This window comes from Marinobacterium lacunae (assembly GCF_000705555.1).
Lineage (GTDB): Bacteria > Pseudomonadota > Gammaproteobacteria > Pseudomonadales > Balneatricaceae > Marinobacterium_D > Marinobacterium_D lacunae.
Map to the genome: position 1 here is coordinate 138564 of NZ_JMQN01000048.1, position 25817 is coordinate 164380.

Annotated in this window: 26 protein-coding genes; 21 read left to right on the forward strand and 5 right to left on the reverse strand. The window is 57.1% G+C overall.

Annotation, left to right across the window (positions count from 1 at the left end):
• The first annotated feature begins 83 nt into the window (after nucleotides 1-83).
• The 6 genes from ADIMK_RS17080 (at nucleotide 84) to ADIMK_RS17105 (ending at nucleotide 6590) form a co-directional block, all read left to right on the forward strand.
• Nucleotides 84-1409 (forward strand): lysine N(6)-hydroxylase/L-ornithine N(5)-oxygenase family protein, encoded by a 1326-nt coding sequence (locus tag ADIMK_RS17080; protein ID WP_197027566.1) that lies wholly within the window; start codon nucleotides 84-86, stop codon nucleotides 1407-1409.
• A gap of 55 nt (nucleotides 1410-1464) precedes the next feature.
• A complete protein-coding gene (locus ADIMK_RS17085; RefSeq protein WP_051693055.1) occupies nucleotides 1465-3645 on the forward strand; it encodes a TonB-dependent siderophore receptor in 2181 nt (726 codons plus the stop codon).
• A 23-nt stretch (nucleotides 3646-3668) separates the two neighbouring features.
• Nucleotides 3669-4664: a GNAT family N-acetyltransferase gene (locus tag ADIMK_RS17090; RefSeq protein WP_051693056.1), complete on the forward strand. Its 996-nt coding sequence runs from the start codon at nucleotides 3669-3671 to the stop codon at nucleotides 4662-4664.
• Between the two features lie 137 nt (nucleotides 4665-4801).
• Nucleotides 4802-5320, forward strand: a complete 519-nt coding sequence (locus ADIMK_RS17095; RefSeq protein ID WP_051693057.1) for a sigma-70 family RNA polymerase sigma factor — start codon at nucleotides 4802-4804, stop codon at nucleotides 5318-5320.
• Between the two features lie 41 nt (nucleotides 5321-5361).
• The gene (locus ADIMK_RS17100; RefSeq protein WP_036190853.1) at nucleotides 5362-5601 is read left to right on the forward strand and encodes an MbtH family protein; all 240 of its coding nucleotides are present in this window, start codon (nucleotides 5362-5364) and stop codon (nucleotides 5599-5601) included.
• Nucleotides 5602-5612: 11 nt separating this feature from the next.
• Complete coding sequence (locus ADIMK_RS17105) at nucleotides 5613-6590, forward strand: TauD/TfdA family dioxygenase (protein ID WP_081849840.1); 978 nt, start codon at nucleotides 5613-5615, stop codon at nucleotides 6588-6590.
• 15 nt (nucleotides 6591-6605) lie between these two features.
• On the opposite strand, the gene ADIMK_RS17110 is transcribed toward ADIMK_RS17105, so the two are convergent.
• The 3 genes from ADIMK_RS17110 to ADIMK_RS17120 are packed head-to-tail and all read right to left on the reverse strand — an operon-like array spanning nucleotide 6606 to nucleotide 10416.
• A complete protein-coding gene (locus ADIMK_RS17110; protein WP_051693058.1) occupies nucleotides 6606-7538 on the reverse strand; it encodes an ABC transporter substrate-binding protein in 933 nt (310 codons plus the stop codon).
• Nucleotides 7535-9598, reverse strand: a complete 2064-nt coding sequence (locus ADIMK_RS17115) for an iron ABC transporter permease (RefSeq protein ID WP_051693059.1) — start codon at nucleotides 9596-9598, stop codon at nucleotides 7535-7537. The genes ADIMK_RS17110 and ADIMK_RS17115 overlap by 4 nt, the downstream gene beginning before the upstream one ends.
• Complete coding sequence (locus tag ADIMK_RS17120; RefSeq protein ID WP_051693060.1) at nucleotides 9595-10416, reverse strand: ABC transporter ATP-binding protein; 822 nt, start codon at nucleotides 10414-10416, stop codon at nucleotides 9595-9597. The genes ADIMK_RS17115 and ADIMK_RS17120 overlap by 4 nt, the downstream gene beginning before the upstream one ends.
• A 210-nt stretch (nucleotides 10417-10626) precedes the next feature.
• On the opposite strand from ADIMK_RS17120, the gene ADIMK_RS17125 reads away from it, so the two are divergent.
• Nucleotides 10627-10971, forward strand: a complete 345-nt coding sequence (locus ADIMK_RS17125; protein WP_036190802.1) for a DMT family transporter — start codon at nucleotides 10627-10629, stop codon at nucleotides 10969-10971.
• Between the two features lie 89 nt (nucleotides 10972-11060).
• Entirely contained in the window at nucleotides 11061-11984 is a 924-nt protein-coding gene (locus tag ADIMK_RS17130) for a cation diffusion facilitator family transporter (protein ID WP_036190803.1), read from the forward strand.
• Nucleotides 11985-11991: 7 nt separating this feature from the next.
• Here ADIMK_RS17130 and alkB read toward each other — a convergent pair whose 3' ends face one another.
• On the reverse strand, nucleotides 11992-12630 hold the full coding sequence (gene alkB / locus ADIMK_RS17135) for a DNA oxidative demethylase AlkB (RefSeq protein ID WP_197027567.1): 639 nt from the start codon (nucleotides 12628-12630) through the stop codon (nucleotides 11992-11994).
• An 866-nt stretch (nucleotides 12631-13496) separates the two neighbouring features.
• Between alkB and mnmG the strand changes: the two genes are divergently transcribed.
• The 13 genes from mnmG to ADIMK_RS17205 all read left to right on the forward strand — a co-directional run bounded on the left by mnmG (nucleotide 13497) and on the right by ADIMK_RS17205 (nucleotide 24962).
• Nucleotides 13497-15383 (forward strand): tRNA uridine-5-carboxymethylaminomethyl(34) synthesis enzyme MnmG, encoded by a 1887-nt coding sequence (mnmG, locus tag ADIMK_RS17145; protein ID WP_036190805.1) that lies wholly within the window; start codon nucleotides 13497-13499, stop codon nucleotides 15381-15383.
• The gene (rsmG, locus tag ADIMK_RS17150) at nucleotides 15383-16006 is read left to right on the forward strand and encodes a 16S rRNA (guanine(527)-N(7))-methyltransferase RsmG (protein ID WP_036190806.1); all 624 of its coding nucleotides are present in this window, start codon (nucleotides 15383-15385) and stop codon (nucleotides 16004-16006) included. The genes mnmG and rsmG overlap by 1 nt, the downstream gene beginning before the upstream one ends.
• Nucleotides 16007-16008: 2 nt before the next feature.
• The gene (locus ADIMK_RS17155) at nucleotides 16009-16815 is read left to right on the forward strand and encodes a ParA family protein (RefSeq protein ID WP_036190807.1); all 807 of its coding nucleotides are present in this window, start codon (nucleotides 16009-16011) and stop codon (nucleotides 16813-16815) included.
• A gap of 5 nt (nucleotides 16816-16820) precedes the next feature.
• The gene (locus ADIMK_RS17160) at nucleotides 16821-17708 is read left to right on the forward strand and encodes a ParB/RepB/Spo0J family partition protein (protein ID WP_036190808.1); all 888 of its coding nucleotides are present in this window, start codon (nucleotides 16821-16823) and stop codon (nucleotides 17706-17708) included.
• Between the two features lie 267 nt (nucleotides 17709-17975).
• Nucleotides 17976-18320, forward strand: a complete 345-nt coding sequence (locus ADIMK_RS17165) for an ATP synthase subunit I (RefSeq protein ID WP_051693061.1) — start codon at nucleotides 17976-17978, stop codon at nucleotides 18318-18320.
• 16 nt (nucleotides 18321-18336) lie between these two features.
• Nucleotides 18337-19158, forward strand: a complete 822-nt coding sequence (gene atpB, locus ADIMK_RS17170; protein ID WP_036190809.1) for a F0F1 ATP synthase subunit A — start codon at nucleotides 18337-18339, stop codon at nucleotides 19156-19158.
• 84 nt (nucleotides 19159-19242) lie between these two features.
• Complete coding sequence (atpE, locus tag ADIMK_RS17175) at nucleotides 19243-19470, forward strand: F0F1 ATP synthase subunit C (protein ID WP_027853452.1); 228 nt, start codon at nucleotides 19243-19245, stop codon at nucleotides 19468-19470.
• Nucleotides 19471-19540: 70 nt separating this feature from the next.
• On the forward strand, nucleotides 19541-20011 hold the full coding sequence (locus ADIMK_RS17180) for a F0F1 ATP synthase subunit B (RefSeq protein WP_036190810.1): 471 nt from the start codon (nucleotides 19541-19543) through the stop codon (nucleotides 20009-20011).
• Between the two features lie 12 nt (nucleotides 20012-20023).
• A complete protein-coding gene (locus ADIMK_RS17185; protein WP_036190811.1) occupies nucleotides 20024-20560 on the forward strand; it encodes a F0F1 ATP synthase subunit delta in 537 nt (178 codons plus the stop codon).
• A 16-nt stretch (nucleotides 20561-20576) separates the two neighbouring features.
• Entirely contained in the window at nucleotides 20577-22121 is a 1545-nt protein-coding gene (gene atpA / locus ADIMK_RS17190) for a F0F1 ATP synthase subunit alpha (RefSeq protein ID WP_036190812.1), read from the forward strand.
• Nucleotides 22122-22201: 80 nt separating this feature from the next.
• Nucleotides 22202-23065: a F0F1 ATP synthase subunit gamma gene (gene atpG, locus ADIMK_RS17195; RefSeq protein ID WP_036190813.1), complete on the forward strand. Its 864-nt coding sequence runs from the start codon at nucleotides 22202-22204 to the stop codon at nucleotides 23063-23065.
• Nucleotides 23066-23102: 37 nt separating this feature from the next.
• Nucleotides 23103-24500: a F0F1 ATP synthase subunit beta gene (gene atpD, locus ADIMK_RS17200; protein ID WP_036190814.1), complete on the forward strand. Its 1398-nt coding sequence runs from the start codon at nucleotides 23103-23105 to the stop codon at nucleotides 24498-24500.
• Between the two features lie 36 nt (nucleotides 24501-24536).
• Nucleotides 24537-24962, forward strand: coding sequence for a F0F1 ATP synthase subunit epsilon (locus ADIMK_RS17205; protein ID WP_036190815.1), 426 nt, complete (start codon nucleotides 24537-24539; stop codon nucleotides 24960-24962).
• Nucleotides 24963-25018: 56 nt separating this feature from the next.
• On the opposite strand, the gene ADIMK_RS17210 is transcribed toward ADIMK_RS17205, so the two are convergent.
• Entirely contained in the window at nucleotides 25019-25759 is a 741-nt protein-coding gene (locus tag ADIMK_RS17210; RefSeq protein ID WP_036190816.1) for a TrmB family transcriptional regulator, read from the reverse strand.
• Nucleotides 25760-25817: the final 58 nt, after the last annotated feature.

The window sequence follows — 25817 nt, forward strand, 5'->3', positions numbered from 1 at the left end:
ACCCTTCTGCCAGCGTCTGTTCAGCAATACGTTCAGGCGCGGCAAGGGGCACAAGGACACATACCATTATGGAGGTACAGCACATGCACACCCTGGAACCCTATGATCTGGTCGGAGTCGGCTTCGGCCCATCCAACCTGTCGCTGGCGATTGCACTCGCCGAGGCCGGCGAGGCACGTCTGGGCAATACCCTTTTCCTGGAGCAGCAACCCGGGTTTTGCTGGCATGGCAGCATGCTGCTTGAGGGTTCAACCATGCAGATATCCTTCCTCAAGGATCTCGTGTCCCTGCGCAACCCTCGCAGCCGCTTCTCATTCATCAACTACCTGCACGAGCAGGGGAGGCTGTCCGATTTCATCAACCTTCAGACCTTCTTCCCAACCCGACTGGAGTTCAACGACTACCTGCGCTGGAGCGCAGACAAATTCGCTGACAACTGCCGCTATAACAGTCGCGTCACATCGGTATCGCCGATACTGGAACAGGGTCGAGTAACAGAGCTTGAACTGTCGGTCGAGACACCGGAACGGCCAACCACACGGATACGGGCACGAAATCTGGTGATGGGTGTTGGCGGTCGCCCCAATATTCCGCAGGCGTTCGCACCGCACCGGGATAACGACCGCGTCATCCACTCCTCGGATTATCTGCGCCGGATGGACGAGATCATTCGACAGAACCGACCTCTGCGCAGGGTTGCCGTGATCGGTGCCGGTCAGAGCGCCGCAGAGATCTTCCATGATCTGGGCAATCGCTTTGGCCACCTTGAGCTGAGCTTAATCTCCCGGTGTCGCAGCATGAAGCCCTCGGACGACAGCCCCTTCGTCAACGAGATATTCAACCCTGAATACACCGACTACCTCTACGACCGTCAGGATAGCCAGCGCCAGTCGCTGATGGAGGAGTACCGCAACACCAACTACAGCGTCGTCGATATGCCCCTGCTGGAAACCCTTTTCCAGTGGCGCTATCAGCAGCAGATCACCGGTGAGACGCGACTGAGTTTCATGTTCGACACCCGGGTCGAGCAAGTCGAAGCACGGGATAACGGATTACAGTTGGCGCTCAGCAGCGGCGAGAGCACTGCTATGCAGACTCTGGACGTTGATCTGGTGATTCTTGCCACCGGCTATCGTCGGGATGGCGCAACCCGGATGCTTGAGGCGATCCAGCCCTACCTGGCGACACAGGATGGAACCCCGCAGGTCACACGACAGTATGAGCTGCAAACGGATGACCGTTTCGAGCCCCGCATCTACCTGCAAGGAGCCTGCGAGCGCAGTCACGGACTGAGCGATACCCTGCTTTCGGTACTGCCCACCCGTGCGCAGGAGATCGCACAGTCACTCGCCGCGGGTTCGCAATCTCCAGCAGCCCACAAACCGATCAATGCGCGGATCTCCGCATAATCATTAACGATTATCATTCGATTTACGTTTACGCTTAACAAGAAGGACCCCTTCAATGCATCCAACACACAAGGCACCACTTGCCCGGTCATCGCTTTGCAACCGCACTCTGCTCGGTGCCGGAACACTGTCGGCCAGTCTTATGCTCAGCTGGCCGGTCATGGCCGCTGATACCACCGCCGCCATGGAGTTGCCGGCACTTCCGGTCTCTGCCGAGCGTATCGGCGATGACAACGTGGACGGCTATGTTGCCCGGGAATCCAGCGCCGGCAGCAAAACCGACACCCCGGTGGACGAAGTCCCGCAGTCGATCAGTGTCATCACCCGCGAACAGATTGAAGATCAGGCGCCGTTGCGCGCCGTCGACGCCCTGCGCTATACCCCCGGCATCGCGCCGGAGGTATATGGCGGCAGCATGCGCTCGGATACCTATACCGGTTCCCGCGGTCTGGGACTGGATTTCTACGTCAACGACCTGCCGGTACCGCAGGGCAAGAACTATTCAGGCTGGGCGATCGACGCCTATCTGATCGAGCGCGCGGAATATCTGCGTGGTCCGGCCTCCGTGCTCTACGGCCAGGCAACGCCGGGTGGGGTGCTGAACTACGTCACCAAGCAGCCAAGCTTTCAGGATATTCACGAGATCCACGTCGAATACGGTACCGACGACTGGAAAAAAATCGGGCTCGATCTTGGCGGCGCGATCAACGATCGTGACGATCTGGCCTATCGACTGGTCATCTCCGGGCTTGATGCCGATCAGAGCGTTGACCCCTTCGATAACCAGCGACTGACCATCGCCCCGTCACTGACTTGGCTGATCGATGATGACACGAGCCTGACGCTCGAAGCCGGATATTACGACGAGGACTCCTCCAACAATGCGCACTTCCTGCCATCCGTTGGCACGGTGGTGGACAGCCCCTATGGTGAACTCGATACCGATCTGTTCACCGGCAGCGAAGACTTCGAGACCTACAAAAAGAAACAGTACTGGCTCGGCTACCGTTTCAGCCACGACCTGAACGATCAGTGGCAGTTCCGGCAGAACCTCCGCTACGCCCGCACCCAGTCCACCATTCGAAACGTCTACGGTATGGGTGCCTTCGATACCGGCACCACACTGGCGCTGGCACGGATCGCGGCCGACACCAAACCTGACTATGAGCGCTACTCGCTGGACAACCAGTTGGAAGGATCTCTGCAGCAGGGCAATACCGAGCACCGTCTGCTGCTCGGTCTGAACTATGAGCAGGCAACCAACGACGATCCGTTGCAGTACGCCCAGGCCCCCTATCTGGACCTCTATTCACCGACGTATCTGCCGGTTGTGGATAACCTGCTCACGCCCTGGTTCGAGGAGGATGTGACACAGAAGCTGACACAGGTCGGCATCTACGCCCAGGATCAGATCACCTTTGCCGAGCGTTGGGCGCTGACACTCGGTGGTCGCTATGACTGGGCCAAAACCGAGCAGATCGATCATCTCAACTCGGCAAACAACAGCGTGCAGCATGACCGTGCATTTAGCGGCCGTGCAGGTCTCGTCTACCTCTCCGATATCGGGCTTAACCCCTATCTGAGCTACTCCGAATCCTTCGAACCCCAGCTTGGCGCCGATGCCGACGGCAACGCCTTCGAGCCCAGCGAGGCCAAGCAGTACGAGCTCGGTGTGAAGTACGCGCCGGACCAGAGCCACTGGGAACTGGCTGCAGCGCTGTTCGATCTGCGCAAATCCAACGTCCCCACCACTGATCCGAACGACCCCAGCGAGGAGGTGCTTACCGGCGAGGTACGTTCCCGCGGTGTCGAGCTCAGCGCAGTCGGCGAGGTATTGCCCAACCTGACCGTCCAGGCGGCCTACACCTATCAGGACGTGGTCAACACCAAAGCCAACGATGACAGCCTGGACAATCACCCGACGGCCGTTCCCGAGCGGATGGCTTCGCTCTGGGGCAAATACACCGTGCGCGGGGGCACGCTGGACGGTCTCGGCATCGCCCTGGGCGTGCGTCACATCGGTGAGAGTCAAGCCAATACCGAGAACAGCGTTCAGGTGCCCGCCTTTACCCTGCTCGATGCGGGCCTGAGCTACCGCGTGAACAACAACTGGCGTCTGGCACTCAACGGCACCAACCTGGCCGACAAAGAGTACGTATCGGCGTGCTCATCCGAGAGTGCGTGTTTCTGGGGTCCGGGACGCCGCATCGTCGGTTCACTGACCTACAACTGGTAAACAGATTTGCAGGAGCAACGGATATGAATGCACGACTTGATACCGATCGCCTGGCAACACTGATTTCGGACTCAGCTGTGGATAATAACACCGCCGATGCCGACGCCGTCCGGCCCTCGGGAGCGGCGGCGGACCCGCTGCTCCTGCAACTCGACACATCCCGTTTCGATACCGGGGACATGGCCAGCTGGCGACAAATCATTGAGCAGGCGTGTTATCACTATCCCCAGGCACGCACATTTGCCTTAGAGCCAAGTGAGGCTGTGGATAAACAGCACGCAGCCGACCTGCTGCTGATGTTCGATACGCTGGATACCGCCGGTCATGCCATCACCCGCCTGAATCTGGACCAGTCACGGTTCTGGCAAACCCCATCCCTGTGGATGGCTCAGGAAACCGAGCACAGCCGACGCTCGTGCAGCGATGAGCCTCCGCTCACGCGGCGCCAGCCCGAAGGGCTGCTGTACAGACGCTATCTGCCCGCGCAGAAAAAATGGATGGCGATCCACGCCGCCAATCTGGATGACCACGTGGACCTGCTGCACCGCTGGATGAACGATGATCGTGTCGCCCACTTCTGGGACATGAAAGGGCCCCGTGAGCGTCATCTGCGCTATCTGGAAAGCTGCGCTGAAGACCCTCACCTGTTCAGCACCATCGTCACCCTGAACGACCGGCCCATCGCCTACGCCGAGTTTTACTGGGCCAGCGACGATGCACTGGCGGACTACTACAAAGCCGACCGCTTCGACCGCGGATTGCACTGCCTTATCGGCGACTGGCGCTGTCGCACCACGCGCATGATTCAGGCACTGCTGGAAACCTGCACCCACTATGTGTTTCTCGACGATGTACGCACGCAGCGCATCGTCGGAGAACCCCGCGCCGATCACAGCCACTATATCGAACGGCTGCTCAGGCTCGGCTTTGAGCGAATCAAGGAGTTCGACTTTCCACACAAGCGCGCCGCACTGATGAGTTGCAGCCGGGAGAGCTTTTTCTCCCGTTTCAGCGGCTAATCACTACAGGTGTTATGACGCTTCAATATTCGACCGGTCTATTTCAACTAAAAATGTTGCAATTGATACTCATACTCAAATAGTATTGATTATCATTTAGATCGATAGAGTATCGTAACGTGAAATGGACGCAACCTGTGGCACACGGAACCGCCAACGAATCGCTGTTGGCGGCCTACCAACAACACCGTAGTAACCTGCTGGCGTTGGCCCGGCGCTATGTGCACACCCACTGGGCTGCCGAGGACGTGGTCCACGATGTACTGATCAAGTGTCTTGAGCGACGCCTGAGCACCCCGCTCAAGCAGCCGGCCGGCTATCTCAGCCGCATGGTCCGGAATCAGGCAATCGACTATGCCAGAACGCGCGCCAGAGAGATGCGCCTGATCTGCGACGGTGTGGATTGCGCCGAACTGGACTGCCCGATTAGGGGACCTGAGCCGCTCGCCGAAGCGCATGAACACCTGCAGTGCATCCTCTGCGCTCTGGAGAAGATGCCTGCACGCAAACGCGAGGCCTTTGAACGACACCGACTCGAGGGTGACAGCCAAAAAAGTATTGCCCATGCCTTTGGCGTATCCCCAACCCTGATCAACTTCATGATCAAAGAGGTACAGCGCGGATGCGAACAGGCGCTGTGCGACGACCCGACATGATTGCGGGCATTAAGCCCGGTCAAAACGAAAAGGAGATCATCATGAATAGTGCCGATTCCAATGACCTGTTTACCGTGGTTATCAACGATGAGGAGCAGTACGCCATCTGGCCGGCTTCTCTGGCAGTACCTCAAGGCTGGCGCGAGATCGGATTCAGCGGTTCCATGGAGGCGTGCACCGCCCATGTGGATGAGGTATGGACCGATATGCGCCCGCGCAGCCTGCGCGAAGCCATGGCCGCCCAGGTAGCCGATTCTGCGCCAAGCGTACATCCGGTTTGAGGGGGACGGGCATGACTGCGACACTGACCGAACACCGCCTGCCCACGCCAAGCCTGGCCGAACCCGACGCCTCGATCTCCATGCTGTGCGCAGAACCCGGTGCAGCCCTTTCACAACTGGAGTCGCCGCAACTCGAGATGATCGAGCGTTACCGACAGGCAAACGGAGCCCTGCTGTTGCGGGGCTTCGCCCTGGACGGAGCTGCCGCATTCAGTCGTTTCTGCGCCTCGTTCGGCTACCCGCTGCTCTCTTACAGTTTCGGCTCAACACCGAGAAGCAAGGTCGACAGCGGCATCTATACCTCCACGGAGTATCCCGCCCACCGCGCAATTGCGCTGCACAATGAGCAGGCCTATACACGGGCCTGGCCATTACGACTGACCTTTTACTGCCACCGGCCGGCCGATCAGGGCGGCGCCACCCCGATTGCCGACAGCCACCAGATCTATAGGGCGCTGGATCCGCGCATCACACGGTCGTTTGCCGAACGTGAACTGCTCTATGTACGCAACTACGGCAATGGCCTGGATCTACCCTGGCAGCAGGTGTTCGGAACAGAAGAACGGGCGGAGGTCGAAGCGTTCTGTCAGGCGCAATCGATCGAACTGCAGTGGCTGGACGGCGACGGACTGCGCACCCGCCAGCGCTGTCCCGGTATCATGCTCCACCCGATAACCGGCGCCCCGCTCTGGTTCAATCAGGCGCATCTGTTTCATGTTTCCGCCCTCGAACAAGAGATGCGTGAGGTGTTGATCGACAGTGTCGGCGAAGAGTACCTGCCACGTAATACCTACTTCGGCGATGGCAGCACCATTCCCGATGCTATGCTGGACGAAATAAGAGCGGTTCTGGATGCGCACAGCCGGGTATTCGAATGGCAACAGGGCGATCTGCTGCTGCTCGACAATATGCGGTATGCACATGCACGCCAGCCGTTTAGTGGAAAACGCGAAATTCTGGTGGCAATGGCCGAGGAGTATCGCCTCTGATCCGGTGACGATCAGTCAGGCCATTCGCAACAGCGAATCGCGCATCTCCCTGCTAAGACGGATGGCGGACGAGAGACTGCCAAAGGCCCAGATATTGGGCCTGAGCAGTGCGATTCGCTCCGACTGTCGTGCCGGCACCAACTGCCACATCGGATCCGCCAGCGTCGTCTCCAAATCCTGCCCCTGCCGATAGGCGATCAGCAGCAGATGCAGATCCTCCTGCCGAATCAGCTCATCAACCCTGACATACTGCATGCCGTCCCCGGGGCGGCTATCCGGTGTATAGACCAGGCCGTGATGGCGGGCGATGCCCGCCGCCATGCTGTTGCCGGCGTAGGCCCAGAAGATATGACCAAGCCCAAGGTCATGCATCAGTGACACCTGGCGGCCCCGTTGACCGACCAAGGCTTGTCGATCCTCTTCCAGTGCTGCTGAAAATTGCTGTAACTGATGCTCAGCCTCGTCCATCTTGCCGACAAGCTGTGACAGCGACTGCATTGCCCCAACGGTATGTTCCAGTTGCGTGACGCCGCCCGCGCCGGGGTCGTAACGCATCATGATCGTCGGCGCCAGACTATCCAAGGTATCGAAGAGGGTCATATGGCGGTAATCAAGGGCAATGATCAGATCGGGCTCGAGCATCGCCACCGCTTCCAGATTGGGCTGCTGGCGGGTTCCGACATCGACGACATCAACCAGCTGCTCAGAGGCATAGCCCAGCCACTGGGCGTAATGCTTGGGCTCCGGCATACCCACTGGGGTAATGCCCAGCTCCAGCAACATCTCGACGAAGGTAAACTCCAGCACCACGACCCTGAGTGGACGCGCGGGCAAGGCTGCGCTGCGACGTGCCACCTCGCCCTGTACAGAAGCCTGCAACCCCGGCGCACCGGCGGCCAGCAGCAAAGCCATGACGCTTCTGCAGAACCGCCGTCGTTGTCGGTTCATGACGAGACACTCCTGTTCAGGTGACGTGGTTGTTGCTGACGGCCATGCCGCCACAGCAGAAACAGGAAGTACGGCGCGCCCAGGAAGGCGGTCATCACTCCGGCGGGGATCTCGTTCGGCGCCACCAGCGTGCGGCCGAGCAGATCGGCCACCAGCAGCAGGATCGCGCCGACCGGTGCCGCGATCATCAGACGCGACACTACCGAGCGAGCGCCAAGAAGACGCGCGATATGCGGCGCGATCAGGCCGACAAAGCCGATTGGCCCCAAAACCGCCACCACGGCGGCTGCCAGCAGTGCGGCCAGCAGCAGACTCAGGGCCCGTATGCGCGCCACATTAATACCCAGCGCCAGCGCATTGTCATCGCCCAGATCAAGCATCCTCAGCGGCCCGGCCAATAATAACAGTGGCACTACCGCCAGTAGCCACGGCAGTAGCCAGTACAGGTCCTGCCAGGAGCGGCCATAGGTGCCACCGGCGAGCCATGTCAGTGCCTGCACCGCCTGTACACTGTTGGCAACGACCAGCCACTGGGTCAATGCCGCGCAGAGCGCACTCAGTGCAATGCCGGTAATGGCCATGGGAACCGCTGCAAACCGGTTATGCCGATTGAGCCAGAGCGCAATGAACAGCGTGGTACAGCCACCAACCAGCGCAGCCGGCAGTCGCAGCGACCCGGCCGCTGCCGGAAACAACAGCAGGACCAGCAAGGCGAACAAAGCGGCGCCCTGGGTCAGGCCGATGATTTCAGGCCCTGCCAACGGGTTGCGAATCACGCTTTGCATCAATACACCGCTGACCGCGAGCAAAGCCCCGCCGAGTAACGCCAGCGCTGTTCTGGGCACCCTCAATTCGAGCAACCGATCATAGGGCGCGACACCCTGAATCCCCTTCCAGAGTGCGGCGGGCGAGAGCATTTCACTGCCCGCCAGCCATCCCGATATCATCAGCACGATCACCACGACCATCAGGCCCGCCACCTGAGAGGCGATACGCCGCGGGCGTCCGATCAGGCTGATCCGGTTGTCACTGCCGCTGCCAGTATCGGCGGTTCTGAGCACCAGCCAAAGCAATAACGGGGTGCCCAGTAATGCGATCAGCGTGCCGCTGAACAGCTGACCCCGGCCATCGAACACCGATACCAGGGTATCGGCCAGCAACAACAGCGCGGCCCCCCAGAGCGCCGAAAGCGGCAGCAGGGCACTGAGACGTCCCCGCCCGCTCAAGCGCACGAGATTCGGGGCCAAGAGGCCAATAAAGCCGACCGGGCCGGCCAGACTGACTGCGACGGATGAAAAGGCCACCGCCACCAGCAGCGCCGCGATTCGAGTGCGCGTCAGATCAACACCCAGCGTACGGGCACGCTCGACACCCAGCTGTATCGCCTCCAGTGGCTTTTTCAGCGGTACCAACAGCGCCATCGCCGGAACAATCCAGAGCGCCACGAGCGCCAGATCCTGTAACGATCCCTGATACATGATGCCGCTGCTCCATACACCCACTGCCACCACGCTTTGTGAGTGGATCACCAGCAGCAGTGTCACCACCGCACCGAACATCATGCTGCACGCCGTACCTGCGACGATCAGCCGGAGCATCGACGCTTTCAGCCCGCCAGCCAGAATAAACACCACCAGCGCCGCTGCCAGTGAGAACAGGAACAGCACCGGGGGCGACATCAGTGCGCCGATTCCCGGCGCCAGCAGCAATAGGATCAAGCCCAGTTGAGCCCCTCCGGTGATCCCCAACAGATCCGGCGCCGCCAATACGTTGCGCGTCAATGCTTGCAGTACGGCACCACTGACGCCCAAAGCCCCACCGGCGATCAGTGCCGATAGAATCCGGGGCAGGTGCAAGTTCATCAGCTGCAATCCGGCGGCATCCAGCCACTGCAACCGGGAAAGCGACGACAGCGCAGAAAGATCCAGCGCCAGTCTCAGCAGGATCAGCACCAGCAGCAGCGCGCAGGAGGGTCCGAGCAGTGAGCGTCGATGCAATACGCGCTTAGCCTGGTTGAAACATCCGGTCCCGACCGTCCCGTACATGACGCGATCGTTCATCGGGGTGGCGAATCCAGCAGCGGAGATTGATGGGCCGGGATCATCAACGGCGCACCGCTTTGCGGGTGTCGCAATCTCAACATGTCGATCTCGTACACCTGCTTCATATGCGTGGGATCCATGACGGATTCAACATCGCCGGTGTGCAGGATACGACCGCCCCGCATCAGCAGGATGTGGTCGCTGTAGCTGGCGGCCTGATGCAGATCGTGCAACACCCAAACCAGCGTGATGTTGCGCTCGCGCTGAATGCTGCGCAACTGTTCAAGTACCTCGATCTGGTGGTGAATATCGAGCCAGGTCGTCGGCTCGTCCAGCAGCAGCACCGGGCAATCCTGCGCCAGCGCCATTGCGATCCAGGCCCTCTGCCGCTCACCGCCGGATAACGCGGACAGCTCCCGGGCGGCATAGTCCTGCAACCCCACCCGGGCAAGCGAGTCCAGCACGATATCGTGATCCTCGCCCGACAGACCGCCAAGCCAGGAGGTATGTGCATAGCGGCCGAATGAGACCAGCTCGTACACGCTAAGACCTGCGGGTACCTCGTTAAACTGCGCCAGCAACGCCAGACGCTGGGCCATCTCCCGCCGTGCCAGCCCCGAGAGCGGCGTATCGCCAAGATAAACGGTCCCCGAATCAGCCGGAATCAGACCGGCCATCGCCCGCAACAGAGTGCTTTTGCCGCAGCCGTTCGGTCCACACAGTGCCGTGATTCTGTTCGCTTCGATCTGCGTATCGACCTGGTGCAATACGCGGCGTCCGACATAACCGACACTTAGCTGTTCGACCCGAATGGCGCTCGCCACTTGTTTCGTCACACCTTTCTCCCTGGCAGGCTAAAGCGATCACGCAATACCGCCTCTCAGCCAAACATTAACGAGAATCGTTATCATAATTGAATAATTATCATAATTAAATACGGTAGAAATACGGCGAAATCCGACCCAGCGCCCAACAACGCGTTCTCGACAACGCGATGACTTGGTAGGATCAATGTTCACATCTGTCATCGCAGAGGAAGCCACTGGATGAAACCGCTGCTCACAACCTATGCCCTGCTGACGATTGCCATCGTTTTGGAAGTGACCGGTACCACCTATCTTCACAAATCGGAGCAGTTCACCAAGGCGATCCCGACACTGCTGATGGCCCTCTGTTATGTCAGTTCGTTCTTTTTTCTGTCCCAGGTGCTTAAAAGCATGCCGATCGGTCTGGCCTACGCGATCTGGAGCGGCCTGGGTATCGTCCTGATCTCCATTGCCGGTTTTGTCATGTTCAAGCAGACGCTGGATCTGGCGGCCATCGTCGGTCTGGGCTTCATTATCACCGGGGTGATGATCGTTAATCTGTTCTCCCACTCCATTCAGCACTGAACACGGCCCTTCACTTCCCTTCTCATCCCGACGGGAACATGACAGGCTAAGACAGGGAACTGACAAGCTGCGGGAGTTTTACACCAGATATGGGCCATCACCACCACGCCGGTCACGATCACCACCATCACGGTGATCCCCAGTCACAGGGCAAGGCTTTTGTAATCGCCATTGCGCTCAACAGCGTGTTTGTCGTTGCAGAGTTTATATTCGGTTTTTTGGCCAACTCCACAGCCTTGATGGCCGATGCAGGACATAACCTATCCGACGTACTCGGGTTGGTACTGGCCTGGAGCGCCGTACTGCTCTCGCGCCGGGTACCCAGTCAGCGCTTTACATTCGGATTGCGCGCCAGTTCCATACTGGCGGCACTGGGCAATGCCATGCTGCTTTTACTTGCATGCGGTGCCATCGGTTGGGAAGCGATCGAGCGCAGTTTCAATCCACCCGAGGTCGGTGGTATGACGGTAATCGCCGTCGCCGGTGTGGGAATTGTGGTCAACGGCTACTCTGCGCTGCTGTTCATGCGCGGCCAAAAGCACGATATCAATGTGCGGGGCGCCTGGTTGCATATGGCCGCCGACACGGCCGTGTCACTGGGCGTTGTACTCAGCGGAGTACTGATCCTGTTTACCCAGTGGTACTGGATCGATCCGCTGATCAGTCTGGTGATCGTGGCGGTTATTCTGTTCGGAACCCTGGGCCTGTTCAAAGAATCGCTGCAGCTGGCGTTGAACGCCGTCCCTCCGCATATCGATCCTGAAAAGGTCACCGACTATCTGCAGCACCAGCCCGGCGTACGTGAGGTAAGGGATCTGCATATATGGGGCATGAGTACGACCGAGAGTGCGTTGACAGCGCACCTTGTGATGCCCGATGGCTACCCGGGAGACCAAACAATGGCCGCCATCCGACAGGGGCTTGAACAGGAGTTCGGCATTGCACACTCGACGCTGCAGATTGAGCTGGGGAATACCAACCACAGCTGCAGCCTGCACGTCCACCCGCATTGACAGGGCCTCAGCCTGCGCGCCTGAACGTGAGGTTGACTCGCCACTCACCCAATAAAGGATGATGGCCCGCCTTCAATGGTGCGACACCGTGATACACCATCCGGGAGACACCACCCCACACCAGCACATCACCGTGCTCGAGCGGAAAACGTTTAACCGCATCCGAGCGTTTAGATCCGCCGAACATGAAGACTGCAGGCAGGCCAAGTGACACCGACACAATCGGCGCGCTGAGATCCTTCTCATCACGATCCTGATGTAATCCCATCTTTGCGCCGGGCTGATAGCAGTTGATCAGACAGGCATCGGGTTCGAAGGCGCCAAATCCAACCTCGGCAGCGGCGTCGCGCGCCAGAACCTGCAATGCAGTGGGCATCGCAGGCCAAGGTTGCCCCGTAAGAGGGTCTGTATCGGCATAGCGATATCCAAGCGCATCGCTGACCCACCCCAGCGCCCCACAACTGCTGGTTTTGACCGACATCCACTTCCCCCCCGGTACCTGCATGGTCCGCAGCGGCGACTGGCGCAGCACCCCGCGCACGCTTTCGATGATCTGCGGGGCTGACTCCCGTAAGTAGCCACGCAACAACCAGGCGGCTTGTGCAACCGGTACGGGATCGGGATCTACGAACAGATCATCCATCATTTCGGGTGGCTCCATCGGTGCATAACGATGAAATTCAGAGGAAGACGTAAAAAAATAGGTGTCTGTGGATAACTTTATGGCGAAGTTACTCACATTTCAGCCTCGATTCCGACATCTTTTTCATCCACATTTGCTAGGGAGTCTCTGTATGTGGATAGATATATCTGTGGATAAACGTACCATTATGCTCTTCTATCTACATGTTAATCACAGTTAAATATAAATCAAACAAGCCATACCTTATTGTTTTTAAATAAATAAATCATATTCTGTGTATAGGGACAATAAAGATATTCACACTTTTTGGTTCTGTTGGTTTACCTTTGCATCTTAAACGTTAACCACAGCTGATACAGAGTTCGTACATAGATCGCGAAATATTATTCCCGATTATCCTCACATTGTTCACCCTATGTTCGATCAGTGCTCAACAGAGGCCAAATTTCAGAAGTTATCAACAATAGGCTGTGCAAAGACTGTATAACTGCAGGACTGCAAGTTGGGGATTAGATGTGGTCGAATTTTGCTTGTGCGTAACTACCACTTTTATCAACAAACGGTCCAAAGGCTGTTGTCACCTCATACGCACAGCACAAACAGTCTTTGCATGCTTATAAAATAATGTTTTATAAGGAAAAGTACTGGTTACCCAACGAATTGGCCCTGACTAAGAGTAGTAAACACAACAATCTCTCTTCATATAAGAGATCTTTCTTTATCTCTTTTAAAAAGAAGAGAAGCTGTACAAAACAGTCCTGATCATTTTTTAACCATTTCTTCTGTCGATCACTGAGGCTATAATCAGCCCCCTTTTCTTGCAGTCCCCATCCGTACGACTGTGTCATCCCCAATCAGAGAGGTGTTAAGTGGACTATCCTGACCACTTTGATGTGATCGTCATCGGTGGCGGTCATGCCGGTACTGAAGCAGCCTTGGCGTCTGCCAGAATGGGTGCGCATACCCTGTTGCTGACACACAACATCGAAACTCTGGGCCAGATGTCCTGTAATCCGGCTATTGGTGGTATCGGAAAAAGCCATTTGGTCAAAGAGATCGATGCACTGGATGGCGCCATGGCCCGTGCAACCGACCGTGGTGGTATCCAATTTCGTATCTTGAATGCCCGCAAGGGACCGGCAGTACGAGCCACCCGCGCACAGGCTGACCGTATCCTTTATAAAGCTGCTATCCGGGATATTCTGGAGAACCAACCCAATCTCCAGTTGTTTCAGCAGGCAGCCGATGACCTGATTGTCGAGGGCGAACGCGTTCGTGGTGTCATCACGCAAAGTGGTATTCGATTTCGTGCCAAGACAGTCATCCTGACCGCCGGTACCTTCCTCGGCGGTGTCATCCATATCGGTCTTGATCACTATTCCGGTGGACGGGCAGGTGACCCCCCCTCGATTCGATTGGCGGAACGATTACGCGAGCTCCCGTTGCAGGTCGAGCGGCTTAAAACCGGCACACCGCCGCGAATTGATGCTCGCAGCGTCGATTTTTCCGTCATGCAGACGCAACCCGGCGATACACCTACGCCGGTGATGTCCTTTATCGGCAGCGCTGCAGATCACCCACGTCAGGTGAACTGTTTCATCACCCACACCAACGCCCAGAGTCACGAAATCATCCGGGAAGGGCTTGATCGTTCACCGATGTACACCGGTGTAATCGAAGGTGTCGGCCCCCGTTACTGCCCGTCGATCGAGGACAAGATCCACCGCTTTGCCGACAAGGACCAGCATCAGGTATTTGTCGAGCCCGAGGGTTTGACCACGCACGAGCTCTATCCCAACGGTATCTCCACCAGTCTGCCGTTTGATATTCAGTTGGCACTGGTGCGCTCCATCCGCGGGTTTGAACAGGCACATATCACCCGTCCGGGCTATGCCATCGAGTACGACTACTTCAACCCCCAGGGGCTCAAGCACACGCTGGAGACCAAAACCATCGCCGGTTTGTTTTTTGCCGGCCAGATCAACGGCACAACCGGCTATGAAGAAGCGGGTGCTCAGGGGCTGCTTGCCGGTATCAATGCCGCCGCTCAGGCGCTGGAAAAGGACAGCTGGTATCCACGTCGCGATGAAGCCTACATCGGTGTCATGGTTGACGACCTGATCACGCACGGCACCTCCGAGCCCTACCGCATGTTCACCAGCCGCGCCGAGTACCGCCTTATTCTGCGCGAAGACAACGCCGATCTGCGCCTGACCGAGCAGGGCCGTAAACTCGGTATTGTCGGTGACGAGCGCTGGGCCCGTTTTTGCGCCAAGCGTGAGGCGATTGAGCGCGAGACCCAGCGTCTGAGGGAAACCTGGATTCAGCCGCGCAGCGATGAAGCGGAGCAATTGGCCGATAAATTGACCTCACCCATGGCGCGTGAGTACAGCCTGGCCGATCTGGTCAAACGTCCCGAGTTGAACTACGCCGATGTGGCGGGCTTAAAGGGCGAACCGGCAGAGGACTCCCAGGTTGCCGAACAGGTCGAGATCCAGTTGAAGTACTCGGGCTACATCGATCGCCAGAAGGATGAGATCGCGCAGATGCAACGTCAGGAGAACACGCCGCTGCCGGCCGACTTCGACTACGACGGGGTTGGCGGTCTGTCCAATGAGCTCAAGGCCAAATTGAAACAGCATCTCCCCGAGACGCTGGCTCAGGCTTCACGTATTCAGGGGATGACGCCGGCGGCTATTTCACTGCTGCTGGTGTATCTGAAAAAACGTCAGCTTCAGCAGAAGGCCGCAGGTTGATGCAGGAATACAAAGCTCAACTGGAACAGCAGCTGTCTGCGCTTAAGATCGCTGCCGATCAGCATCAGGTCGATAGTCTGCTGGCCTATCTTGCTCTGCTGGTCAAATGGAACAAGGCCTACAACCTTACAGCGGTGCGTGATCCTGCTGAAATGGTGACACGGCATCTGGTGGACAGTCTCAGTATTTTGCCCTGGATCGGCGAAGGCCGTTTGATCGATGTCGGCAGCGGTCCCGGTTTGCCCGGTATCCCGCTGGCGATTATGCGTCCAGAGCTGGATGTCACCACCTTGGATAGCAACGGTAAAAAAACCCGGTTTCAGAATCAGGTGAAACTGGAGCTGGGGCTTAGCAATCTGGACGTGATTCACGGTCGTGTCGAACAGTGCGATAAAGGCCCCTATGAGCAGATTGTTTCGCGCGCCTTCGCGTCACTGGCCGATATGCTGAACTGGACCGGCCACCTCTGTTCTGATCAGGGTGTTTTTCTTGCCATGAAAGGGCTGTATCCTGAGGCGGAACTTAACCAGCTGCCGCCAGGTTATGCGTTGAAAGCCTGTCACCGGCTCGACCTGCCGGATACGGATGGTGAGCGGCACCTGCTGATCCTAGGGAGAGCCTGAGCGTGGCGAAGATCCTCACGATCACCAACCAAAAGGGTGGTGTCGGCAAAACGACGACTGCCGTTAATCTGGCCGCTTCATTGGCGGCAACCAAAAAACGCGTGCTGATGATCGACCTCGATCCTCAGGGCAATGCGACCATGGGTAGCGGTGCCGACAAGCACCAACTGGAACGCTCCGTCTATGAAGTGCTGACGGATCAGAGCAGCGCCGAAGAGGCACTGGTTACCGGTTTGCCCAGTGGCTATGACATGATCGGCGCCAATGGAGATCTGACCGCGGCGGAGGTTGAGCTGTTGCAGCTGCCGCGCCGGGAGTTCCGCCTGAAGATGGCATTGATGCCACTGCATGATCGCTATGACTTCATTCTTATCGATAATCCGCCGTCACTGAACCTGTTGACCGTCAATGCGCTGTCGGCTTCGGATGGCGTGATCATACCGATGCAGTGCGAATATTACGCACTGGAGGGGATCAGCGCGCTGGTCGGCACCATCGACAAGATCAACAAGCGCCTCAATCCCAAGCTCAGGATCGAGGGTATCCTGCGTACCATGTTCGACCCGCGGATGAGTCTGACCAAAGATGTTTCGGATCATCTGGTGGAATATTTCGGCACTCGCGTATACCGCACTGTGATTCCGCGCAATGTGCGCCTGGCTGAAGCGCCCAGCCACGGTATGCCGGCGTTGCAGTACGACAAGAACTCTCGCGGTGCACTGGCCTATCTGGCCCTGGCCGGCGAACTGATCCGCCGCACCGATCAGGAACGCTCCAGTGACGCAGTGGTAACAGAACAGGAAGGTTAATAGCGATGGCTGTCAAAAAACGTGGTCTGGGGCGTGGCCTGGATGCCCTGCTTTCGAGTGTCGGTGCAGATGAAGAGCCGATGGAAGTGGGCAGAGAATCCGCCCCGACGAGCGCCAATGGCGAGCTCCGGGAGATGCCTGTCGGCCTTATCCAGCGCGGCCGCTATCAGCCCCGGCGAGACCTTGAGCCTCAGGCACTGGAAGAGCTCGCCGCGTCGATCAAGCTTCAGGGGGTTATGCAGCCGATCGTGATCCGCCCGATCAGTGCCGATATGTTCGAGATCATCGCCGGTGAGCGGCGCTGGCGCGCGGCGCAGATGGCCGGACTGGAAACCATCCCGGTGGTGATCCGCGATGTGCCCGACGAAGCAGCGATCGCGATGGCCCTGATCGAAAATATTCAGCGTGAAAACCTCAACCCAATGGAGGAAGCGATCGCGCTTCACCGTCTGCAAACCGAATTCGAGCTGACGCAACAGCAGGTTGCCGATGCGGTCGGAAAATCGCGCTCCACCATTACCAATCTGTTGCGGCTGATGAATCTGACCGAAGAGGTCAAACGGATGCTGGAATATGGCGATCTTGAGATGGGCCATGCCCGCGCCCTGTTAACCCTGACCGAAGAGCAGCAGATCGAAGCGGCCAAAGAGGTGGTGGCAAAAGGTTTTTCCGTGCGTCAAACCGAAGCGCTGGCACGCAAGATCGCCGAGGGCCGTCATCTGCCCAAACCAAAGCCCGAGCCAAGTGAGCGCTGCAAAACCCTGTCTACTGAGTTGTCGGCGCGTTTTGCCGTGCCCGTTCAGGTAAAAGCCAACGACAAGGGCAAGGGTTCAATAAGCCTGAGTTTCAAGTCTGAAGAGGAACTTGAGGCAATTCTCGAGCGCCTGGGCTAAGGAACGGGGGCTCCTGAGTCCCCTAAGCCTAAAATGCCGCTACCTTTGCCCAGTTTGTTAAGACATTAGTGCAAAAGCCTTAACGTTTTGTTGAGTAGAGGGGCCTTACACCCTATAATCTTGCCGCTATTTGAAGGGGACAGTGCGTCCGAAATAGGGTGGCTTTTGCAAAACACAGTGCCTGAAAAGCAACCAATAGTCCGGTCGACAGTGAACAGCGGACGGTTGCAGAAGCGCAGCAGGCAGGCGTTTCTCAAGGTATATCTGATGCAAGGCGGGATACTGCTGGCGGTTTCAGCGGGCCTGCTGGCCAAAAGCCTGGTCGAGGCATACTCGGCGTTCATTGGCGGTCTTTTGTATTTGCTGCCCAATCTCTATTTCACCTGGCGTGTTCTCTACAGCAAGCGCCCTGCCGAGACGGCTCAGCAGGTGGTGATCAGTCTGTATGCAAGTGAAATAGGGAAAATGGTTTTGGCGGCCGGGTTGTTCAGTGCAACCTTCATTCTGGTCGATCCGCTGAGTCCATTTTCCCTATTTCTCACCTTCATACTGCTGCAACTGTCCGGGTGGATGCTGCAGTGGAGGCTGAATAACCGTTTCCTGAAACTTTGAAAATGAGAGACTGAGAATGGCGAGTGGAACAGTTACATCCTCAGAATATATATCGCACCACTTGACCAACCTGACCTTCGGTAATCATCCGGAGCACGGTTGGGGCTTCGCACACAGTGCTGCAGAAGCTGCCGAGATGGGATTCTGGGCGATCAACGTCGATACCATGTTCTGGTCAGTGGCTTTGGGGCTGCTTTTCGTATGGTTCTTCAGCAAGGTAGCCAAAGCGGTTACCTCCGATGTTCCGGGCAGCGCCCAGAACTTCGTTGAAACCATCATCGAGTTCATCGATGACAACGTAAAAAGCATCTTCACCCACAAGAATACCGTGATTGCGCCGCTGGCGCTGACCATCTTCGTCTGGATCTTCCTGATGAACCTGATGGACCTGGTGCCGATCGACTGGATTCCGTTCGTCGCCGGTGAGATGGGTATCCACTTCATGAAAGTGGTACCGACCACCGATGTCAACGCGACTGGCGGGATGGCAATCAGCGTTTTTGCCCTGATCGTCTACTACAGCATTAAAATGAAGGGCGTAGGCGGTTTTATCGGAGAGCTGGCGTTCCAGCCGCTGCCGAAAATCTTCGCACCGTTCAACCTGTTCCTTGAGATCGTCGGTCTGCTGGCCAAGCCTGTATCCCTGGCGCTGCGACTGTTCGGCAACATGTATGCCGGTGAGATGATCTTTATCCTGATCGCTTTGCTGCCGTTCTGGGCGCAGTGGGTTCTGTCCGTGCCTTGGGCGATCTTCCATATCCTGATTATTACGCTGCAGGCGTTCATCTTCATGGTACTGACAATCGTGTACCTGGCGATGGCCCACGATCACCACTAAGCGTAGTGCCAGGTACAGGTAGTAGAAAACCGAGTTTGTTTCAAACCTTTAAACTTTAACCTTGAAAATTGCTGGAGAAAAAAAATGGCTGAACTGCTGTATATCGCTGCTGCTCTGATGATGGGTCTGGCTGCAATCGGTGCTGCTATTGGCATCGGTATCCTCGGTGGTAAGTTCCTGGAAGGTGCTGCTCGTCAGCCGGAACTGGTACCGCTGCTTCGCACCCAGTTCTTCATCGTAATGGGTCTGGTCGACGCGATCCCGATGATCGGCGTAGGTCTGGGTCTGTACGTCCTGTTCGCTGTTGCTTAATAAGTAGAAATGGCGTTTTACCCCGTATCGGGTAACTACTACTTACACAACAACCGCGAGAGGTAATGGCGTGAATATCAATCTCACCATCATTGGTCAGGCCATTGCATTCTTCATCTTCGTCGTATTCTGCATGAAGTACGTATGGCCGCCGATCACCGGCGCCCTGGCAGAGCGCAAGAAGAAGATTGCCGAAGGTCTTGATGCGGCCGACCGTGCTGAACGTGATCTGCGACTGGCTCAGGAAAAAGCCGCCGCAGACATGCGTAAAAGCAAGGAAGAGGCAGCCGCCATCATTGAACAGGCCAACAAGCGGGCTAACCAGATCGTCGAAGAAGCCAAAACGCAGGCGCGTGTCGAAGCAGACCGCGTGAAAGCATCTGCTCAGGCTGAACTCGAACAGGAAGTTAACCGGGCGAAGGAAACCCTCCGCGCCCAGGTGGCTACGCTGGCAATCGCCGGTGCTGAAAAGATTCTGGAAGCCTCTGTTGACGAGAAAGCACACGCACAGCTGGTTGAGAAACTGGCGGCTGAGCTTTAAGCGAGGTTTACGATGGCTGAACTCAATACAGTCGCTCGGCCCTACACCAAAGCCGCGTTCGAATATGCGTTGGAGAAGGGCAACCTCGATCAGTGGTCCACGATGCTGTCCGCAACTGCACAGGTTGTGCAGGACAGCACCATGGCCCAAGTGCTGACAAACCCGGCCCTGACTTATCAGCAGAAGGCCGAGGTGCTGATTTCCGTTTGCGAAGAGCAGATGGATGATGCCGGCAAGAACTTCACTGTTCTGCTGGCTGAAAATCAGCGACTGGCTCTGCTACCGGAGATTGCTCTGCAGTTCGCCCGGCTGAAAGCGGCACAGGAGAAAAAGGTCGATGTCGACCTGACCACCGCTTTCCCGCTTGACGATGCTCAGCAGCAGAAACTGGCTCAGGCACTCAGCACCAAGTTGGGTCGCGAAGTGAAACTGACCTCCCAGGTGGACAAGTCCATCCTCGGCGGTGTGGTCGTTCGCTCCGATGACCTTGTGATCGACGGTTCCATTCGTGCACGACTGGCGAAACTGGCCGAAGCGATGAATTCCTGAGTAATGGGGAATAACAATGCAGCAACTGAATCCTTCTGAGATCAGCGAGATTCTCAAGAAGCGTATCGAGAAGCTCGATGTGTCTTCTGATGCCCGTAACGAGGGCACGATCGTCAGCGTTTCCGACGGTATCATCCTGATCCACGGTCTCGCCGACGTAATGTACGGTGAAATGATCGAATTCCCGGGCGGTGTCTACGGTATGGCACTGAACCTGGAGCGTGACTCTGTTGGCGCCGTAGTACTGGGCGACTATCAGACTCTGGTTGAGGGCATGACCGCTCGTTGTACCGGTCGTATCCTTGAAGTACCGGTCGGCCCGGAACTGCTCGGTCGCGTCGTCGACGCCCTGGGTAACCCGATCGACGGTAAAGGCCCGGTCGAAACCAAACTGACCGACGCAGTCGAAAAAGTCGCGCCGGGCGTTATCGCCCGTCAGTCGGTTGATCAGCCGGTTCAGATCGGTCTGAAAGCGATTGACGCAATGGTTCCGGTTGGTCGTGGTCAGCGCGAGCTGATCATCGGTGACCGCCAGATCGGTAAGACTGCGATCGCGATTGACGCGATCATTAACCAGAAAGGCACTGGCATCAAGTGTATCTATGTTGCCATCGGCCAGAAGCAGTCCACCATCGCCAACGTGGTACGCAAGCTCGAAGAGCATGGCGCTATGGATCACACCATTGTGATTGCAGCGGGCGCAGCTGATCCTGCAGCGATGCAGTATCTGGCTCCCTACGCCGGTGCAACCATGGGCGAATACTTCCGTGACCGCGGTGAAGACGCGCTGATCATCTATGATGACCTGACCAAGCAGGCCTGGGCGTATCGTCAGATCTCCCTGCTGCTGCGTCGTCCGCCGGGCCGTGAAGCTTACCCCGGTGACGTTTTCTACTTGCACTCCCGCCTGCTCGAGCGTGCGGCGCGTGTCAACGCTGATTACGTTGAGAAGTTCACCAACGGTGAAGTGAAAGGCAAGACCGGTTCTCTGACCGCGCTGCCGATCATCGAAACCCAGGGTGGCGACGTTTCCGCATTCGTTCCGACTAACGTAATCTCCATTACCGACGGTCAGATCTTCCTGGAAACCAGCCTGTTCAACTCCGGTATCCGTCCGGCGATCAACGCGGGTCTCTCTGTATCCCGTGTAGGTGGCGCTGCTCAGACCAAGATCATCAAGAAACTCGGTGGTGGTATTCGTCTGGCTCTGGCTCAGTACCGCGAGCTGGCGGCATTCGCTCAGTTTGCTTCTGACCTCGATGAAGCGACCCGCGCTCAGCTTGAGCACGGTCAGGCTGTCACCGAGCTGATGAAGCAGAAGCAGTACTCTCCGATGTCCGTCGCTGAGATGGGTCTGAGCCTGTACGCGGCGAACGAAGGTTTCCTGAAAGACGTGGAACTGGACAAAATCGGTGCTTTCGAAGCGGCTCTGATCTCCTACTTCAACAGCGAACACGCTGATCTGATGGCGAAGGTCAACGAGAAGGGCGATTACAACGACGAAATCGCTGCGTCCTTCAAAGCCGGCATCGAGAAGTTCAAGTCTACCCAAACTTGGTAAGTGCTCTGATTGATCAATCGTCAGAGTCGGGGGTCGGTCACTGACCGGCCTGAACCGAGACAAGTTTAATAGGCGGAACTATGGCAGTCGGAAAAGAGATTAAGACGCAAATCGCGAGTATCGGCAGCACGCGCAAAATCACCAGCGCCATGGAAATGGTTGCTGCGTCGAAAATGCGCAAGGCTCAGGATCGCATGCAGTCTTCACGTCCGTACGCCCACAGCATCCGTGGTGTGGTTCAGCATCTGGCCAAGGCCAATCCTGAGTACCGTCACCTCTACATGCAGGAGCGTGAGGTCAAGCGCGTCGGTTTCATTATCGTCGCTTCTGACCGCGGCCTATGTGGCGGCCTGAACGTTAACATGTTCAAGGCAGCCATTGCCAAAATGAAGGAGTTCAACCAGCAGAATGTCGAGATCGATATCTGCGCACTGGGCTCCAAGGCAATCAGCTTCTTCCGGAACTACGGCGGTAACGTCGTGGCAGCGAAAGGCGGGCTGGGTGATGCACCCGAGCTTGGTCAACTGCTGGGCTCTGTGAAAGTGATGCTGGACAGCTATGAAGAAGGCAAGCTGGATAAGCTGTACATCGTGTCTAACGACTTTGTAAACACGATGACCCAGAAGCCCGCTGTCGAGCAGCTGTTGCCGCTGAAGGCAGGTGAAGACGAAGAGAAGCTCAGCCATCACTGGGACTACCTGTACGAACCGGACGCAAAAGAGCTGCTGAACGGCCTGCTCAAGCGTTATATCGAGTCTCTGGTGTACCAGGCAGTGGTTGAGAATAACGCCTGTGAACAGGCAGCACGAATGCTGGCGATGAAGAACGCAACAGACAACGCCGGCAACCTGATCGATGAGCTGCAACTGGTCTACAACAAGGCCCGTCAGGCGGCGATTACTCAGGAAATCTCCGAGATCGTCGGTGGTGCTGCTGCTGTCTAACGCAGTGAACAGGTTTAAATGTTAAGAGGATCCGAACATGAGTAGCGGACGTATTGTTCAGATTATCGGCGCGGTCGTCGACGTGGAATTCCCGCGTGACAACGTGCCGAAGGTTTACGACGCACTGGTCGTCGCTAAAACCGGCCTGACACTGGAAGTTCAGCAGCAGCTGGGCGACGGTGTCGTACGTGCAATTGCAATGGGACAGACCGAAGGTGTGTCTCGCGGACTTGAAGTGTCCAACACCGGCGAAGCGGTTTCAGTACCTGTCGGTGCTGCGACCCTGGGTCGTATCATGAACGTTCTGGGTGAGCCGATCGACGAGTGTGGTCCGATTGGTGAAGAAGAGCGTTACCCGATTCACCGTAAGGCCCCGTCCTACGCTGATCAGGCTTCTTCCAACGCGCTGCTGGAAACCGGCATCAAGGTTATCGACCTTGTTTGCCCGTTCGCCAAGGGTGGTAAGGTTGGTCTGTTCGGTGGTGCCGGTGTAGGTAAGACAGTCAACATGATGGAGCTGATCAACAACATTGCGAAGGCACACTCCGGTCTGTCTGTATTCGCAGGTGTTGGTGAGCGTACTCGTGAAGGTAACGACTTCTACTACGAAATGGCTGAATCCGGCGTTGTAAACCTGGATGACAAGGCCAAGTCCAAGGTAGCAATGGTCTACGGTCAGATGAACGAGCCGCCGGGCAACCGTCTGCGTGTAGCGCTGACCGGTCTGACCATGGCTGAGAAGTTCCGTGACGAAGGTAAAGACGTACTGCTGTTCGTCGACAACATCTACCGTTACACCCTGGCGGGTACCGAAGTATCGGCACTGCTGGGTCGTATGCCTTCAGCGGTAGGTTACCAGCCGACTCTGGCGGAAGAGATGGGCGTTCTGCAGGAGCGTATCACCTCGACCAAGACCGGTTCTATCACCTCTATCCAGGCGGTATACGTACCGGCGGATGACTTGACTGACCCGTCTCCGGCGACCACCTTCTCCCACCTTGACGCGACCGTGGTACTGTCCCGTCAGATCGCGGAGCTGGGTATCTACCCGGCGATCGATCCGCTGGATTCCACCTCTCGTCAGCTGGATCCGCTGGTTATCGGTCAGGAGCACTACGAAGTGGCGCGTGGCGTGCAGTCTACTCTGCAGCGCTACAAGGAGCTGAAGGATATCATCGCGATTTTGGGTATGGACGAGCTGTCTGAAGAAGACAAGCAGATCGTATCCCGCGCGCGTAAGATCCAGCGCTTCCTGTCTCAGCCGTTCTTCGTGGCGGAAGTCTTCACTGGTTCCCCGGGTAAGTACGTATCGCTGAAAGACACCATTAACGGCTTCAAAGGCATTCTGGAAGGTCAGTACGACCAGCTGCCGGAGCAGGCGTTCTACATGGTCGGCACCATCGACGAAGCGGTAGAGAAAGCTAAGGGCCTGTAATCGGTTCACGGCGGAAACCTTTAAGAGGTAATCAAGATGGCTATGACTGTTCATTGCGACATCGTAAGTGCCGAAGAGGAGATCTTCTCCGGCCTGATCGAGTTCGTGTCCGTAACAGGTAGCCTGGGTGACCTGGGTATCTACCCGGGTCACGCTCCGCTTCTGACGGAACTGAAACCAGGCCCTGTCGAGCTGCGCAAGCAGGGCGGTGACGAAGATGTGTTCTACGTGTCCGGTGGCTTCATCGAAGTGCAGCCGCACAAGATCACGGTACTGGCAGATACTGCTGCCCACGCTGCTGATCTGAGCGAAGCTGCGGCTCTCGAAGCCCAGAAACACGCCGAGCATGCGATGGCTGATAAATCCGGTGAGTTCGAGTACTCACGGGCAGCCGCTCAGCTCGCGGAGGCTGCTGCGCAGCTCCGCACACTGCAGCAGATTCGTCGCAAAGCGGGCAAGTAATACAGCCTCGCTTGGCAGCGATCAAAAAAGGCAGCTTCGGCTGCCTTTTTTCGTTCTCAGAGCAGTCCCCACAGCGTATCGAACACGATCTTCTGAGCCATCGCCACCTCCCGCGAATCGATCACCACGGCTGTTGGGTAGTTCTCTGACGCCAGCGAGATAATGGCGCAGCGGGGAGGATAGATGGCGATATAGGCCGCATCGACCGGACCCTCCGTACGGATCCACTTGCGCTCCGATAGCTCTGCGCTTTCCCCCCCATCTCCAATCGCGATGACGCGCACGCGGATATCACGTGCGATACGTTGTGCTGTAAAGGTCGGGAAGGGACGGTAGAGGTGTTTTCGGATCGGTTTCGATGAGAACACGGAATAGACGCGTTGAGGCTGCTCCGACACCCGGTTCAGGATATCGCGCAGGACCTGTTCTATCCCTACATCCCCCTCGAAAAACTGCACATTGGCTGCACTGAAATCGGGTTTCAGGTGGTGCATCTCCGGGATGATGCGCCCCTTGAGCTGTTTGAGTGCTGAGGCGAGTCGCTGTTGGCGCTCTTCACCGAGTTGCAGCAGTACCTCGGGCTCCCTGGCCGAGAAGAAACGCCGCTGCCCCTTGGGCAGATAGGTCACGATGCCCTGCTGTTGCAGCGCCTTGAGGCACTCATATGTCGTACCCCGATTGACACCGGCGCGCTCGGCAATGGTGCGAATTGAGCTGGGTCCTAGCTCAAGCAGTGCCTTGTAGATAGCGACATCGCGCGGCTCAAGGCCGAGTTGGGCAAATATCTCGTCGTCCATATTGTCAATTTTTTTATGACAAAGAATATTGATCCCATCCTGACATACTGTAGGCTGC